The 16195-nt window shown below is 72.5% G+C and carries 11 protein-coding genes; 5 read left to right on the forward strand and 6 right to left on the reverse strand.

The features are described 5' to 3' along the window. Nucleotides 1–14: 14 nt before the first annotated feature. The 3 genes from ccrA to ACF1A5_RS11575 all read right to left on the reverse strand — a co-directional run bounded on the left by ccrA (nucleotide 15) and on the right by ACF1A5_RS11575 (nucleotide 4541). Nucleotides 15–1352, reverse strand: a complete 1338-nt coding sequence (gene ccrA, locus ACF1A5_RS11565) for a crotonyl-CoA carboxylase/reductase (protein WP_392192786.1) — start codon at nucleotides 1350–1352, stop codon at nucleotides 15–17. 428 nt (nucleotides 1353–1780) lie between these two features. Next, complete coding sequence (locus ACF1A5_RS11570; RefSeq protein WP_392192632.1) at nucleotides 1781–2599, reverse strand: TetR family transcriptional regulator; 819 nt, start codon at nucleotides 2597–2599, stop codon at nucleotides 1781–1783. A 136-nt stretch (nucleotides 2600–2735) separates the two neighbouring features. Continuing rightward, nucleotides 2736–4541: a 3-hydroxyacyl-CoA dehydrogenase family protein gene (locus ACF1A5_RS11575; RefSeq protein ID WP_392192633.1), complete on the reverse strand. Its 1806-nt coding sequence runs from the start codon at nucleotides 4539–4541 to the stop codon at nucleotides 2736–2738. A 369-nt stretch (nucleotides 4542–4910) separates the two neighbouring features. Here ACF1A5_RS11575 and ACF1A5_RS11580 point away from each other — a divergent pair, with 369 nt between their 5' ends. Next, on the forward strand, nucleotides 4911–5486 hold the full coding sequence (locus ACF1A5_RS11580; RefSeq protein WP_392192634.1) for an adenylosuccinate lyase: 576 nt from the start codon (nucleotides 4911–4913) through the stop codon (nucleotides 5484–5486). 47 nt (nucleotides 5487–5533) lie between these two features. On the opposite strand, the gene ACF1A5_RS11585 is transcribed toward ACF1A5_RS11580, so the two are convergent. The 3 genes from ACF1A5_RS11585 to ACF1A5_RS11595 form a co-directional block, all read right to left on the reverse strand. Further along, nucleotides 5534–6103 carry a GNAT family N-acetyltransferase gene (locus ACF1A5_RS11585; protein ID WP_392192635.1) on the reverse strand — a complete coding sequence of 190 codons (570 nt, stop codon included), beginning with the start codon at nucleotides 6101–6103 and terminating at the stop codon, nucleotides 5534–5536. A gap of 159 nt (nucleotides 6104–6262) precedes the next feature. After that, nucleotides 6263–7876 carry an alpha/beta hydrolase gene (locus ACF1A5_RS11590; protein WP_392192636.1) on the reverse strand — a complete coding sequence of 538 codons (1614 nt, stop codon included), beginning with the start codon at nucleotides 7874–7876 and terminating at the stop codon, nucleotides 6263–6265. 135 nt (nucleotides 7877–8011) lie between these two features. Next, entirely contained in the window at nucleotides 8012–9085 is a 1074-nt protein-coding gene (locus tag ACF1A5_RS11595) for an Rv2578c family radical SAM protein (protein ID WP_392192637.1), read from the reverse strand. Between the two features lie 181 nt (nucleotides 9086–9266). On the opposite strand from ACF1A5_RS11595, the gene ACF1A5_RS11600 reads away from it, so the two are divergent. The 4 genes from ACF1A5_RS11600 to ACF1A5_RS11615 all read left to right on the forward strand — a co-directional run bounded on the left by ACF1A5_RS11600 (nucleotide 9267) and on the right by ACF1A5_RS11615 (nucleotide 15975). Further along, the gene (locus ACF1A5_RS11600; protein ID WP_392192638.1) at nucleotides 9267–9710 is read left to right on the forward strand and encodes an SRPBCC family protein; all 444 of its coding nucleotides are present in this window, start codon (nucleotides 9267–9269) and stop codon (nucleotides 9708–9710) included. A gap of 219 nt (nucleotides 9711–9929) precedes the next feature. Then, the gene (locus ACF1A5_RS11605) at nucleotides 9930–12332 is read left to right on the forward strand and encodes an MFS transporter (protein WP_392192639.1); all 2403 of its coding nucleotides are present in this window, start codon (nucleotides 9930–9932) and stop codon (nucleotides 12330–12332) included. A 149-nt stretch (nucleotides 12333–12481) separates the two neighbouring features. After that, nucleotides 12482–15037, forward strand: coding sequence for a SpoIIE family protein phosphatase (locus tag ACF1A5_RS11610; protein ID WP_392192640.1), 2556 nt, complete (start codon nucleotides 12482–12484; stop codon nucleotides 15035–15037). Between the two features lie 212 nt (nucleotides 15038–15249). After that, nucleotides 15250–15975, forward strand: a complete 726-nt coding sequence (locus tag ACF1A5_RS11615; RefSeq protein ID WP_392192641.1) for a class I SAM-dependent methyltransferase — start codon at nucleotides 15250–15252, stop codon at nucleotides 15973–15975. Nucleotides 15976–16195 lie beyond the last annotated feature (220 nt).

The raw sequence follows: 16195 nt of genomic DNA on the forward strand, positions 1-16195 counted from the left end.
TGACCTCCGGTGGCTCAGATGTTCCGGAAGCGGTTGATGGCGTCGATGTGCTTGGCGCGCATCTCCTGGTCGCGCACGCCCAGGCCCTCTTCGGGGGCCAGGCACAGCACGCCGACCTTGCCCTGGTGGACGTTGCGGTGCACGTCGTGGGCGGCCTGGCCGGTGTCCTCCAGCGAGTACACCTTGGACAGCGTCGGGTGGATCCTGCCCTTGGCGATGAGGCGGTTGGCCTCCCAGGCCTCGCGGTAGTTGGCGAAGTGGGAGCCGATGATGCGCTTCAGGGACATCCACAGGTAGCGGTTGTCGTACTCGTGCATGTAGCCCGAGGTGGAGGCGCAGGTGGTGATGGTGCCGCCCTTGCGGGTGACGTAGACGCTCGCGCCGAAGGTCTCGCGGCCCGGGTGCTCGAAGACGATGTCGATGTCCTCGCCGCCGGTGAGCTCGCGGATGCGCTTGCCGAAGCGCTTCCACTCCTTCGGGTCCTGGGTGTGCTCGTCCTTCCAGAACTTGTAGCCCTCGGCGTTGCGGTCGATGATCGCCTCTGCGCCCATGGACCGGCAGATGTCGGCCTTCTGGTCGCTGGAGACGACACAGATCGGGTTGGCGCCGCCGGCCAGCGCGAACTGGGTGGCGTAGGAGCCGAGACCGCCGCTCGCGCCCCAGATGAGCACGTTGTCGCCCTGCTTCATGCCGGCGCCGTTGCGGGAGACCAGCTGCCGGTACGCGGTCGAGTTGACCAGGCCCGGGGCGGCGGCCTCCTCCCAGCTGAGGTGGTCCGGCTTCGGCATCAGCTGGTTCGACTTGACCAGGGCGATCTCGGCGAGGCCGCCGAAGTTGGTCTCGAAGCCCCAGATGCGCTGCTCGGGGTCGAGCATCGTGTCGTTGTGGCCGTCGCTCGACTCCAGCTCGACCGACAGGCAGTGCGCGACGACCTCGTCACCCGGCCGCCAGGCGTTGACGCCGGGGCCGGTGCGCAGGACGACACCCGCGAGGTCGGAGCCGATGATGTGGTACGGCAGGTCGTGGCGCTTGGCCAGCTCGTTGGTGCGCCCGTAGCGCTCCAGGAACCCGAAGGTGGACAGCGGCTCGAAGATCGAGGTCCACACCGAGTTGTAGTTGACCGAGGAGGCCATGACGGCCACCAGGGCCTCGCCCGGGCCCAGCTCGGGCAGCGGCACCTCGTCCAGGTGCAGCGACTTGCGCGGGTCCTTGTCGCGGGTCTGCATGCCCGCGAACATCTCCGTCTCGTCCTTGTGCACGGTGATCGCGCGGTACGACTCGGGGAGCGGCAGGGCGGCGAAGTCGGCGGACGTGGAGTCCGACGACTGGATCGCGTCCAGGATGTCCTTCACGGTCACGGTGTTGCCTCCGGCGAAGTGCGCCCTGAGGGAGGGGCGCTGAGGGTTACGTCGGTGCTGCTGAGATTGGGTGAGGGTGTGCCGTCGGTTCGGCGGGTGGTGCTTCGGCAGCGCTTTGTGGCGCGGGAGGTGCCTGTGACGCAGGCGTCCGGGCGGGCAGGCCGTTGGCTTGCTGGGACAGCCGGCGTGCGTACGGTCTCTGCACGCCGGCCGCCCGGACTCCTTCAACGTATGACACCGCGTGTCACCTCGCAAGGCACTGAGTGCCAGAACTTTCGCTCAGGCGAAATCTTTACGCAACAAATGAGCGATGATCGATCGAATCAGCTCGTGAAGCACCCAGAAAAGGGCCCCTGACATGCCAAAACGGCCACCCGGAGGGGTGGCCGTCATCACAGCGCCCGGCGTGCGGCGGAGGGGGCTCAGCGCTCCTTCAGCGCCTCCTCGATGGTCCGCATCACCTCGTCCAGCGGCGCGTCGGTGCGGGCCAGCGCCACCAGCACCTCGCCCTGCTGGGAGACGGCGGCGGGGGGCGCCTCGGCCGCCGCGGGGGCCGTGGTGCGGCCGGCGCCGATCCCGGTGCCGAAGGTCTTGCGGACGATGGCGAAGGCGTGGTCCAGCTGCGTCTCGACGTCCCCCTGGCCGCCCGCCCGCAGCCAGCGGCGCAGCACGTGGTTGTGCGCGGTGACCACGGCTGAGGCGGCCACCTCGGCGAGCAGCGGGTCGTCGTTGGCGTCGTCGGCGTGCGCCCGCTCGTCGAAGTGGCCGAGCAGGTAGCGCGTGAAGAGGCGCTCGTAGCGGGCCACGGAGGCGATCTCCGCCTCGCGCAGCGTGGGCACCTCGCGGGTCAGCTTGTAGCGGGCGACCGAGATCTCCGGCCGGGCCGCGTACATCCGCATGACCTCCTTGATGCCGCGGCACACGGTGTCGAGCGGGTGCTCGTGCGCCGGGGCGGCGTTGAGGACGGCCTCGGCGCGGATCAGGGTGTCGTCGTGGTCCGGGAAGATCGCCTCTTCCTTGGAGCGGAAGTGGCGGAAGAAGGTGCGGCGGGCGACACCGGCCGCCGCCGCGATCTCGTCGACGGTGGTCGCCTCGTAGCCCTTCGTCGCGAAGAGTTCCATCGCGGCGGCCGCCAGTTCCCGGCGCATCTTGAGCCGTTGGGCGGCGGCGCGAGAGCCTGCGGCACTTTCCGGCGCGTCGGGCGTGGCTGGTGTGCGGGAGGACTTGGCGGGCTGGGACATGACCCGAACGTACTGCATCCGCGCAGCGTGGTGCGCATGTCCCCGGCTTCCGCCGTCCTCGGCGGGCGGCGGGGCGGCTGCCGGGTCCAGCAGCCCGCCCCACTCCCGCCCGCCTCGGAACCAGTCGCCGGGACGGTCAGCGCCGGGCATATTCGCGGAAGCCGCGGCCCGTCTTGCGGCCGAGGCAGCCCGCGGCCACCAGGTGCTCCAGGAGCGGCGCCGGGGCCAGGCCCGGGTCGCGGAACTCGCGGTGGAGGACCTTCTCGATGGCCAGCGAGACGTCCAGGCCGACGACGTCCAGCAGCTCGAAGGGGCCCATCGGGTAGCCGCCGCCGAGCTTCATCGCGGCGTCGATGTCGTCGAGGGAGGCGTAGTGCTCCTCCACCATCTTGATCGCGTTGTTGAGGTACGGGAACAGCAGCGCGTTCACGATGAACCCGGCCCGGTCGCCGCAGTCGACGGCGTGCTTCCGGATCCGCCCGCACACCTCGCGGACCGTGGCGTGGACGTCGTCCGCCGTCAGGACCGTGCGCACCACCTCGACCAGCTTCATCGCCGGCGCCGGGTTGAAGAAGTGCATGCCGATCACGTCCTGCGGGCGCGAGGTGGCGCGGGCGCAGGCGACCACGGGCAGCGAGGAGGTGGTGGTGGCCAGGACCGCGCCCGGCTTGCAGACCTTGTCCAGCGTGGCGAACAGCTGCTGCTTGACCTGCAGGTCCTCGGCGACGGCCTCCACGGCCAGGTCGACGTCGGCGAAGTCGTCGTAACTGCCCGTGGCGGTGATCCGGTCCAGGGCCTGCGCGGCGGCCTCCGCGGTCATACGGCCCTTGTCGACCGAGCGGGCCAGCGACTTGCCGATCCGGGCCTTGGCGGCCTGCGCCTTCTCCGCGCTGCGTGCGGCCAGGACCACCTCGTACCCGCCCTTGGCGAAGACCTCGGCGATACCGGAGGCCATGGTGCCGGAGCCGGCGACGCCCACCGATCGGACCGCACGGCCTGGGGTGAGGCTGTCCCCGTCGAGCGGGGTGAGGGCGTCCCGCACGACGCTGCCGTCGCCCGGCGCCTCGTAGGTGTAGAAGCCGCGGCCCGACTTGCGGCCGGTCAGGCCCGCCTCGCTGAGCTGCTTGAGGATCGGCGCCGGGGCGTGGAGACGGTCGCGCGACTCGGCGTACATGGCCTCCAGGACGGTGCGCGCGGTGTCGATGCCGATCAGGTCCAGCAGCGCCAGCGGGCCCATCGGCAGGCCGCAGCCCAGCCGCATCGCGGCGTCGATGTCCTCGCGCGAGGCGTACTTCGCCTCGTACATCGCGGCCGCCTGGTTGAGGTAGCCGAACAGCAGGCCGTCGGCGACGAAGCCGGGGCGGTCGCCGACCGCGACGGGCTCCTTGCCCAGTTCCAGGGCGAGGTCGGTGACCGCCTGGACGGCCTGCGGGGCGGTCAGCACGGAGGAGACGACCTCCACCAGCTTCATCGCCGGCGCGGGGTTGAAGAAGTGCAGGCCCAGCACCCGCTCCGGACGCGCCGAGTCGGCGGCCAGCCGGGTCACCGAGAGCGCGTTGGTGCCGGTGGCCAGGATCGTCCCGGGCCGCACGACGCCGTCCAGTTCCCGGAAGATCTGGTGCTTGATCTCGTACGACTCCGGCACCACCTCGATGACCAGGTCGGCGTCGGCCGCCGCCCCGAGGTCGGTGGAGGTGCGGACCCGGGCGAGGACGTCCGCGCGCTCCCGCTCGGTCAGGCGGCCGCGCTCGACGGCGCGGGCGGTGGAGGACTCCAGGGCGGCGACGGCGGTGGCCGCCGCGGCCTCGCTGATGTCGATGCCGACGACCTCGCGGCCGGCGCGGGCGAGGACTTCGGTGATGCCGGTGCCCATGGTGCCGAGGCCGACGACGGCGACGGTCTTCAGCGGGGACAGGGAGGTGTCGGAGAGGGGAGTGGCCATCGCGGGACTCCAGAAATGAGGGTGACGACTGGGAGAGCGACCCGGTGCGCCGTGGGGCGCACCGGGTGCGGAAAGGAGTGCGGGTGTTGCCGGGCTGCGAGCGCACACGCCCGGTGCCGTCGCCGCGGACGCGCACACGTCCGGGGGTCCGGCGGAATCCGACCGGCTCTGTCCCGGAGCCGGGTCGTACTGCGGTACCTGAGGCACCGAACCGACAACACTCGCAGTGGCTGCGTCACCAGGCCACTGCGAGAAAGTGCGAGGGGGTAACTCGCTCGTCTGAGCTTAACCCGCGGGTAACGAGCGCGCCAGCCCCCGAGTTTGTGATGTAGGTCCCGCGCACCGCCCGACGGCCCTAGGGTGGGTTTCGTGGACGAGGAGTTGCGATCACTCACGGAGCGCTTACGGCAGGAGTCCGGCGACTCGGCGGCCTACGGGCATCTGGTGGCGACCGGGGACCCGGACGAACTGGCCGAGGTCCTCACCGCACCCGGGCAGCCGCTGTGGGCCAGGGAACTGGCCGCGTTCCGGCTGGGGCTGACGGGGGACCGGCGCGCCTTCGAGTCCCTCGTGCTGTTCCTCAACCACCGAGACCCGCAGCGCTGCGCCGGTGCCGCCTACGCCCTGGCGCGCCTCGGCGACCCCCGCACCGCCCGCGCGGCGGCCGCCCTCGCCACCAACGAGTTGCGCGTGGCGTACGCGCTGCACCCGGTGCGCCTGCTGACCGAGCTGCGCGCCCCCGAGGCCGTGCCCGCGCTGATCACCACCCTGGAGCGCCGGCTGCGCCCGCACGACCCGTACCGGCGGGTGGCCCTGGCCTGCGTGGAGGGCCTCGGCTCGCTGGGCGACGCCCGAGCCCGGCCCGTCCTGACCGAGGCCCTCGCCCACCCGGCCCTCGCCGAAGCGGCGGCCCACGCCCTGGCCCGCATCCCGCGTCAGCGCTGACGGCGCCTCGCGACCGCTCGGCGCGGACTCCGGCCCGCGTCGGCCTCTCAGCCGACGGTCGTCAGCGAACGCGCGTACCGCACCTCGGGCACCGCGACACCGTCCACCTCGAAGGACCCCTCGGCGCCGTCGGGACAGAAGCCGGCCCGCTCGTAGAACCGGCGGGCCCGGGTGTTCTCCTTGAGCACCCACAGGAGCATCCTCGGGTGCCCCGCGGCCGCGCAGCGCCGCGTCGACTCCCGCAGGAGGGCCCGGCCGACACCCGCCGACCAGTGGCCCGGGGCCACGTAGAGGGAGTACAACTCGGCGTCCTCCGTGTGGACTTCGCCCTCCCGGTAGGGTCCGTGGCAGGCCCAGCCGAGGATCTCGCCGTGCTTCCCCGAGCGCCCGGACGGCCCCGGCGGTGCCTCCACGGCGACCAGGTTCACCGCGCGGCCCGCGTCTTGGGTGAGGAGGGTGCGGCGCACTTCGGCGTCCCGCTCCACGCTGAGGGCGTCGAGGTGGGACTGCGGTACGAGACCCCGATAGGCGGTCTGCCAGCCGCGCACCCGGATCTCCGCCACCGGGCCGCAGTCGGCGAGCGTCATCTCCCGTACGAGCGGGGGCGGGGGCGTCATGGGCCCACCACCACGAGGGCCTCGACCCGAAGGGCGGTCCGGCGGAACCGTCCGGCACGGGCGAGCCCTTCGGGGGCGGGGACTTCGGTCGGACGACTCATGGGTCCATGGTGCACCACGAGTCCGATCACCCCGCCCCGAAGGGCCCTCGGACGTACGTCAGTTGCGGAAGCCCACCAGCCCGTGCAGCGTCGCACCGTGCGGGGAGTCCGACGTCGGCGCGACCGCCCCGGACGTGGAGGCCGCCGTCGTCTTCGCGGCCGCCGGCTTGGGGTCGGGCAGCTTCTGGCAGACCGCGTCGGCGTCGCCGTGGTGGCCGCGCGGCACCGTGCCCTTGCTCAGGTACGCCGACAGGTACTTGTCCAGGCAGGAGTTCCCGCTCAGCGTGATGCCGTGGTTGCCGCCGCCCTGCTCGACGACCAGGCTGGAGCGCGCCAGCAGATGGTGCACCGTGACACCGCCCTCGTACGGGGTGGCCGCGTCGTCGGTCGCCTGGAACAGCAGCACCGGCGGCAGCTTGCCGTTGGCGATGTTCACCGGGCGCAGCGTCTTCGTCGGCCAGAACGCGCACGGTGCGTTGTACCAGGCGTTGTTCCAGGCCATGAACGGCGCCTTCGCGTACACCGACCAGTTGTCCTTGCGCCACTGGTTCCAGTCGCGCGGCCAGGCGGCGTCGCGGCACTGCACGGCGGTGTAGACGCTGTAGCCGTTGTCGCCCGAGGCGTCGACGGCGGCCATGTTGTTGTAGGCCGTCACCAGCGGGCCGGTCTTCTTGCCGTTGACGTACGCCGCGAACGCCTGGGCGAGGGAAGGCCAGTAGCCGTTGTAGTAGCCGCCCGGGATGAAGGTGTCCTCCAGCTCCGAGGCGCCGACCTTCCCGCCCGCGGGCTTCTTCGCGAGCGCCGCGCGCATCGCGTACCACTTGGCCTCGACCTTGGCCGGGTCGGTGCCCAGCTTGTAGGTCGCGTCGTACTTGGCGACCCAGGCCATGAAGGCGCGGTGGCGGTCGTTGAAGGCGTAGTCCTGGTGGATGTTGTCGTCGTACCAGACGCCGGTCGGGTCGACGATGGAGTCCAGCACCAGCCGGCGCACCCGCTCCGGGAACAGCTTGGCGTACACCGAGCCCAGGTAGGTGCCGTAGGAGTAGCCGAAGTAGTTGATCTTCTTGGCGCCGAGGGACCTGCGGATGGAGTCCATGTCAGTGGCGGCGCTGACCGTGTCGATGTACGGCAGCACGCTCGCGTACTTCTTGCCGCAGGCCGCGGCGAAGGACTTGGCGCGGGTGAGATTCGCCTTCTCGACGGCCTGCGTGCTCGGCACCGAGTCCGGGCGCACCGGCTTGAAGTAGCCCGGCTTGCAGTCGAGGGCCGGCTTGCTCGCACCCACTCCGCGCGGATCGAAGCCGATCACGTCGTACTGGGCCGCGACCGCCTTGGGCAGCGAGGAGGCGACGAATCCGGCCAGCGACAGACCGCTGCCGCCCGGCCCGCCGGGGTTCACCAGCAGCGGTCCCTGGTACGTCTTGGCGGTGTGCGGGACGCGGGACAGTGCCAGCGTGATCTTCTGTCCGGACGGATGCCGGTAGTCCAGCGGCACCCGCAGGGTGCCGCACTGGAGCGTCGGGTGTTCGGTGGTGCCGCACTTCTTCCAGCTCACCTTGGCGGGCTGAGCGGTGACCGCGGAGTGCGTGGTGCTCGCGTCGGCGGGGACGGCGGTGAACGATCCGGCCACGACGACGGCGGCGCCGCACAGTACGGCAGCGCGTTTTCTCATGCGTGCTCCCAGAACGGAAAGGCTGCGGACCGCGGGTCTCGCGATCCTCGCCGCATCGTCCCGGATGGCACTGCCGGAAGAGCGCGTTCCGACAATTCTTGACCCGATTGGGTCGTGGTATGCCCTCGAATCAGCTCAAAGAAGGGTGAGTTGAGTCGGTTCGGTCATCGAGGGTGGCGCCGACCCGGGTGTCCGGCCGGTCTCCGGCTCGGATGCCGGTCCGGACGGGCGGACGCGGCGCGGCATCTCCGCGCGAGCGGGCCCGATGCCGTACTCCTGGGCCAGCTCGTGGACCTGACGGGTGATCCGGCGCTGGTACCACTTCGGGGCGTAGGCGCCGTCGGCGTAGAGCCGTTCGTAGCGGCGCACCAGATGGGGGTGGTGCTCCCCGAGCCAGGCCATGAACCACTCACGGGCGCCGGGCCGCAGATGCAGCGCCAGCGGCGTGGCGGAGGTGGCCCCCGCCTCCGCGATCGCCCGTACCGTGGCACGCAGTTGGGCCGGGTGGTCGCTCAGGAAGGGAATCACCGGCGCCATCAGCACACCGCAGCCGATGCCGTGCTCGCCGAGGACGCGCACGACGTCCAGCCGGCGCTGGGGCGCGGGCGTGCCCGGCTCCACGGTGCGCCACAGCTCGGGGTCGGTGAAGCCCACGGAGACCGAGACGCCCACCTCGGTCACCTCGGCGGCCTGCTTCAGCAGGTCGAGATCGCGCAGGATCAGCGTGCCCTTGGTGAGGATCGAGAAGGGGTTCGCGTGGTCGCGCAGGGCGGTGAGGATGCCCGGCATCAGGCGGTAGCGGCCCTCGGCGCGCTGGTAGCAGTCCACATTGGTGCCCATCGCGATGTGCTCGCCCCGCCAGCGGCGCGAGGCCAGCTGGCGGCGCAGCAGCTCCGGCGCGTTCACCTTGACCACGATCTGGGTGTCGAAGCCGATGCCGGTGTCCAGGTCCAGGTAGCCGTGCGTCTTGCGGGCGAAGCAGTACACGCACGCGTGCGAGCAGCCGCGGTAGGGGTTGACCGTCCACTCGAAGGGCATCCGCGAGGCGCCCGGGACCCGGTTGATGATCGAGCGGGCCCGGATCTCGTGGAAGGTGATGCCGCGGAACTCGGGCGTGTCGACGGTGGTGGTGACCACGGCGTCCGCGCCGAACAGCGCGGCGTCGGCCCGGCGGTGGTCCGGGTCCACGGTGAGGTTCTCCCAGCGCATGACGCCTCCTCGATAGCACTGCCCCACAGAATAGAACATTAGTTCGCTTGATCGTGCGAGGGTCGTACCCGATCGCCGAACGCACCTGGATCGGTCACTTGCCGACCCCGATTTGGGTGGCCGGGGAGCGGGGTGGTTGGCTTTGTCCCGACCTTGAGAACGGATGCCCTGGAGGAACCTGATGGCGCAGGTCGAGGCCACTACGGAGCGGGTCGTCGCGGCGGACGCGGAGAAGGTGTTCGACGCCCTCGCCGATTACAGCGGCACCCGCGGGAGGCTGCTGCCCGAGCACTTCAGCGAGTACGAGGTGCGCGAGGGCGGCGATGGCGAGGGCACCCTCGTCCACTGGAAGCTCCAGGCCACCAGCAAGCGGATCCGCGACTGCCTGCTGGAGGTGACCGAGCCCACCGACGGCGAGCTCGTGGAGAAGGACCGCAACTCCTCGATGGTCACCACCTGGCGTGTCACCCCGGCCGGTGAGGGCAGCTCGCGGGTCGTCGTCACGACCGCCTGGAACGGCGCCGGCGGCATCGGCGGCTTCTTCGAGCGCACCTTCGCGCCCAAGGGCCTCGCCCGGATCTACGACGCCGTGCTCGCCAACCTCGCCGCCGAGACCGAGAAGTAGTCCGGGCCGGGGGGGAGCGGTCGGGGCGGGGGAGCGGCCGGACCGGGCGCCGGCCGTCGTGCGACGATTCCAACGGCTCGGCCGCCAGGGCCCGTTGGTGCCTCACCGGTTCGAGTGGATCTCCCTGGCACCCGACCCGGTGCCGTAACTCGTCGCGCTTGCCCGCAGTTGTCGCTTCACGCGGAAATCGTGCGGCAGGCGTGACGAGGGAGCGGCGACGTGGGCGGGATCACTCTGGTGCAGGACGAACCGGCCCTCGCGCCGCCGGAGGTCCCCCTCGCCCCGCCGCCCCCGACCGACCGCCTCGACCCCCGCCGGGTGCGGCTGGTCTTCGTCGGGCTGATGCTCGCGCTGCTCCTCGCGGCGCTGGAGCAGATGATCGTCGCCACCGCGCTCCCGAAGATCGTCGGTGAGCTGCACGGCCTGGACCGGATGTCCTGGGCCGTCACCGCCTACCTGCTCACCGCCACCGTCGGTCTGCCGGTCTACGGCAAGCTCGGCGATCTCCTCGGCCGCAAGGGCGTCTTCCAGTTCGCCATCGTCGTCTTCGTCGTCGGCTCCGGGCTCGCCGGCCGGGCGCGGACCATGGACCAGCTGATCGCCTTCCGCGCCGTCCAGGGCGTCGGCGCGGGCGGGCTGATGACCGGCGTGCAGGCCATCATCGCGGACATCGTGCCGCCCCGGCGGCGCGGGCGGTTCATGGGGCTCATCGGTGCCGCCTTCGGCCTCGCCTCCGTCGCGGGGCCGCTGCTCGGCGGCTACTTCACCGACCACCTCTCGTGGCGCTGGTGCTTCTACATCAACGTCCCCTTCGGCCTGGTGACTCTCGCCGTGGTCACCGTGGTGCTCAAGCTGCCGAGGCGGGTGGCGCGGGGCCGCCTCGACGTGCCGGGCACCGTGCTGCTCGCGGGGGCCTCGACCTGCCTGGTGCTGCTGACCAGTTGGGGCGGCACCGAGTACGCCTGGGACTCGCGCGTCATTCTCGGTCTCGCCGCGGGCGCCGCCCTGTGCGCCGCCCTTTTCCTCGTCGCCGAGCGGTCCGCCGCCGAACCCCTCATCCCACCACGGCTGTTCCGGGACTCCGTCTTCAACGTCACCGCCCTGGTCGGGCTCGTGGTCGGTGTCGCGCTGTTCGGCGCCGCCGGCTATCTGCCCACGTTCCTCCAGATGGTCGACGGCGCCTCGGCCACCGAGTCGGGCCTGCTGATGCTGCCCATGATGGGCGGCATCGTGGTGGCGTCCGTCGCCTCGGGGCAGCTCATCAGCCGCACCGGCCGCTACCGGCCCTACCCCCTCCTCGGCTGCGCCCTGTCCGCCGTCGGCATGTGGCTGCTCTCCCGCCTCCGGACCGACACCCCCCGGCTGCACTACAGCGTGTGGATGGCCGTACTCGGGGCCGGGATCGGCCTGGTGATGCCGGTCCTGGTCCTGGCCGTGCAGAACTCCGTGCGCCCCGCCGACCTCGGCACCGCCACCAGCGCCAACAACTACTTCCGGCAGATCGGCGGCAGCGTCGGCGCCGCGGTCTTCGGCACCCTGTTCGCCGGCCGGCTCACCGACGCCCTGGCCGCGCGCCTCCCCCCGCGCGCCGGGGCAGCGCTCCCCGACCCCGAGTCGATCACCCCGCAGCGGGTGCGCGCGCTGCCGCCGGCCCTGCGCGACGCCTACGTCCAGGCGTACGCCGACGCCATGCCGCGGATCTTCCTCTACCTGGTGCCGGTGCTCGTCCTCGGTCTGCTCATCGCCTTCTTCCTCAAGGAGAAACCCCTGGTGTCCCACCACACCCCCGCCTCCGAGACGGAGACCGCCGAGGCCGACACCGCCGTCCCGCAGGCCCGTTCGGCGTACGCCGGCGGCGTCCCCGCGGGCGTCCCCGTGTGCGGCACCGTGCGGCACGCCGACGGCACGGCCGTCCCCCGCGCGGCACTCACCCTCATCGACGTGACCGGGCAGCAGATCGGGCGGGGCGCGAGCGGCGAGGACGGACGCTACGCGCTGTCCACCCCGGGCGTCGGCGCCTACGTCCTGATCGCGGCGGCCGGCGGGCACCAGCCGCAGGCGGTGAGCGTGACCGTCGGCGAGCGGCCCGTCGACCTCGACGTCGTGCTCGGGGGCGCCGGACGCCTCGCGGGCTGTGTGCGCACCGCGGACGGCACCCCCGTGCGGGACGCCACCGTGACGCTGACCAACGTGCACGGAGAGGTCGTCGCCGGCACCCGCAGCGGACGCGACGGCGGCTACGTCCTCACCGAACTGGTCGCGGGGGAGTACACCCTCGCCGCCAGCGCGCACGCCTTCCGCCCCGCCGCGCTCCCGGTCGGCGTGCAGGCCGCGCGGGAGACCCGGCAGGACGTCGAACTCGCGGGCGGTGCCGTGCTCCGCGGGACGGTTCGCGCCCCCGGCGGGCGGCCCGTCGAGGACGCGCGCGTCACTCTGCTGGACGCCGCGGGCAACGTGGTCGACACGCTCACCACCGGCCCCGACGGAACGTTCCGGTTCGTCGACCTGGCCTCCGGCGAGTACACCGTGATCGCGGCGGGGTACCCGCCGGTGGCCACCGTGCTCCAGGTGGCGGGCGGCGGACGGACGGAACGGGATCTTCAGCTCGGCCACGAGGACTGATCCGTCAGCGGGGGGGGGCGCACGCCGGTGCGCCGGTGTGACCTGCCGGTACGAATTCCGCTGTTGCCGCACATCGTGACGGACCGTCGCCGTACCGTGGTCGGCGGGGGAACAGATCTTGCGGAGCCGTGCGGAGAGAGGGCCGGGCCATGGACCGTGGCACCGAGAAGGACGCACCTCCCAGCCGCGGAGCGGGGGGCGGCGCGCCGGCGGGGGCGGGGGACGCCGTGGCGGGCCGCGTCCCGCTGGCCGTGGTCGTGGTCGACCGCGACGGGCTGGTGTCGCATTGGAGCAGGGGCGCGTGGCGGCTGTTCGGCACCACCAAGGAGGCGGCGATCGGCCGCCCGGTGGCCGACCTGCTGCCCGTCTCCGGCGCGCTGCCGGAGGAGACCGACGACGTCCCCCACCGGTCGTACACCGCCTGCGACGGGCTCGGGCCCGGCCTGGAGTCCTCCCTCGACGGACGGCTGTCCTACCCGGCCGCGGGCCGCGCCCGCCTCACCGTGCCCGTGCCTGTGCCCGATCACGGGCGTGCGCACGCGCGCGGACACGAGCGGGACGACTCCGGAGCGCGCCCGTCCGGGGAGCCGGGACGGGCCGACGTGCTCTGGTGGGCGTACCCGCTGGTGGGTCCGGGGCGGGAACGGCTGCTGGTGCTCGCCGCCGACGCGGGCGGACTGCGCCACGACGACCCCGGGCAAGCCGGTGGAAGACAGGCGCCCGAGCGGATCGCGCCCGCTTTCGCCCTGCACACCGACTTCCCCGGCGCCGAGGACCTCGCCCGGCGGCTGCCCGAGATCCTGCCCAGCGTGAGCGTCGGGGAGAGCGCCCGGATCGTCGCCCAGGTCCTCGAACTGGGCTACCCGGTACTGGAGTTCAGCCACAACGACCGAGTGCCCGTGACGCCCGACTGGGGCGTGCCCCGGCGCGCCGGACGCCGGGCGCGCCGCGAACGGGCCGCGCGGGCCGCGGCCCAGGGGCTGCCCGCGCCCGAGGAGGACGCCGGCGACACGGGCGAGGACCTCGAGCACGCGGCCGTCCGCGAGCGACTGGAGTTCCTCAACGAGGTGAGCGGCCGGATCGGCACCTCGCTGGACCTGGCCCGGACCGTCGTCGAGGTCAGCAAGGCCGTCGTACCGCGCTTCACCGATGTCGCCGGGACCTATCTGCGCGAACAGGTCGTCGCCGGTGAGGGGTTCCCCGACGGCGTGCCGGACACCACCACCCTGTGGCACCGGGTGGCCGTGGAGCACACCGACGAACCCGGCCGCTGGGACGACGTCGTGCCCGTCGGCGAGGCCATGCCGTTCCCGGCGCACACCCCGTTCTTCCAGTGCATGACCACCGGTGAGCCCGTGCTGGTGCCGCGCATCAGCGAGACGATGGGGCACGCCATCGCCTCGCAGTTCGAGAAGCGCGACATCCGGCCCCTGATCACCCACCGCTCCATGCTCGTCGTCCCTCTCAAGGCCCGCAACGTCGTCCTCGGCTTCATGGTCCTGCTGCGCCATCCCGAGCGCGCCGAGTTCAACGACATGGACCGGGTCACCGGCGCCGAACTCGCCTCCCGCGCGGGCCTCGTGCTCGACAACGCCCGTATGTACACCCACCAGGAGAGCGTCGCCGAGACCCTCCAGGACAGCATGCTGCCGCGCATTCCGGCGCGCCGGGCGGGCTGCGACATCGCCACCCGCTACCTTCCCGGCACGCTGCTCGGCCGGGTCGGCGGCGACTGGTTCGACTCGGTGAAGCTGCCCGGCGCGCGCACCGCCCTCGTCGTCGGCGACGTCATGGGCCACGGCCTGAACTCGGCCGCGATGATGGGCCAGTTGCGCACCGCCGTGCAGACCCTGGCCGCACTCGACCTGCCGCCCGCGCAACTGCTGCGCAATCTCGACGACCTCGCCCAGCGGCTCGGCGACATCTACCTCGCGACCTGCCTGTACGCCGTGTACGACCCCATCGCGAGCGAGCTCAGCCTGGCCAACGCGGGCCACGTCCCGCCGGTCCTGGTCCGTGCCGAGGACGGCCGCAGCGAGCTGCTCGACCTGCCCACCGGCGCGCCCATCGGCGTCGGCGGAGTGCCCTTCGAGACCGTACGCGTACGGGTGCGGCCCGGCGACCGCCTGGTGATGTGCACCGACGGGCTGGTCGAAGTGCGCGGCGAGGACATCGGTGTCGGCCTCGCCACGCTGTGCGAGTCCGCCGCCCACCCGGCGGCGGCCATGGACGAGGCCTGCGACACGATCATCCGCGCCCTGAACACGCGCGGCGGTCGCAAGGACGACGTGGCCCTGCTGATGGCCCGCCTCAACGGCATCGCGCCGGACCACGTCGCCGGGTGGCGGCTCGCCCGCGATGCCGGGCAGGCCGCCCGTGCCCGTGCCGTGGTCCGGGAGCAGCTCCATGTGTGGGGTCTGGCCCGGCTCGCCGACCCGGCCGAGCTGCTGGTCAGCGAGCTGGTCACCAACGCCGTACGGCACTCCCGCGGCGGTGCGGTCGAGCTGCGGCTCGTCCGGGGCGACACGCTGCTGTGCGAGGTTGACGACGACGACCACGAGCTGCCCACGCTGACGAGCGCCGGTCCCGGCGACGAGTCCGGGCGCGGGCTGCGCGTGGTCAGCGCCCTCGCCCGGGAGTGGGGCACCAGCCGGACGGGCACCGGCAAGACGGTCTGGTTCGAGCTGACGCTGCCGCGTCGCTGACACGGGGCGTCCGTCACCCGCGTTCGGGGGCGCGGCGTCCGGGGCCGGTCCGCGTCCGAGCGCCGACGCGGCCAGGTGTGCTGCCCCGGGACGTCGGTGACCCCCGTGGTGAAGGAACGCGCCCGGCGGTTGTGAGTGCGACCGGCGCGCGGTAGACCAGCCGTACGGGCCGTCACGATGACGGATCGGCCCCGGACCCTGGGGAGTTGGGCATGAGCGTGACGAGTCGGTACCGCCTGGCCTGGGAGGGTTTCTGGCGCGAGGCGCCCGAGGAGGCGGGCGCGGTGTTCTGGGACGCCGATCCCGCGCTGACCGCCGGTCTCCATCTGCCGCTGTTCCACCCGCACCTCATCGATCCCGGGCTGCCGCTGGTCGATCTCGGCTGCGGCAACGGCACCCAGACCCGCTTCCTCGCCGACCGCTTCCCGCGCGTCCTCGGCGCCGACCTGTCGGCGGCGGCCGTCGACCGTGCCCGGCGCTCCGACCCGGCCGGGCAGGCCGCGTACCGGGTGCTGGACGCCACCGACAAGCGCGAGGCGGAGACGCTGCACGCGGAGCTGGGCGACGCGAACGTCTACATGCGGGGCGTGCTGCACCAGTGCGAGCCGGACGACCGGCAGCCGCTGGTGGACGCGCTCGCCGCCCTGGCCGGGCAGCGCGGGCGGGTCTTCCTGGCCGAGCTCTCCGAGGCGGCCGGTGCACTCCTGGGCGGTCTGGCGCGGAGCCCCGCAGGTCCGCCGCCCAAGCTGGCGCCCGTCCTCCGGCACGGCATCGTGCCCGGCGACGTCGCGGACGACGCCGTGCCGCAGTACCTGCGCGCGGCCGGCCTGACCGTCCTCGCGCGCGGTGAAATCCCGCTCATGACAACCGAGTTCGGGCCCGACGGGGCCAGGATCGAGCTGCCCTCGCAATGGTGGGTGGCCGGGCGCACGCGCTGACGGGCCGGGACGCGTGAACGGCGCGTCCCGCCGGGCAGCGAGGGGGAGGGGACAAGAAGCCCACGGGGGAACAACTGCGCTTCTGAAAAACGGACCTTGACGAAATGCATTCCTCTTCTTTCCTTGACGCCGGGTTTGGATGCGCCGGGCGGAGGCCGACGACGGCGAGTGGCACGCGGTCGGCGGTCGGATGATCGAGCGGCGCCGCTGTCGCCCTTTC

Origin of the sequence: Streptomyces sp. NPDC014864 (assembly GCF_043081525.1) — a bacterium.
In the GTDB taxonomy this organism is placed as follows: Bacteria; Actinomycetota; Actinomycetes; order Streptomycetales; family Streptomycetaceae; genus Streptomyces.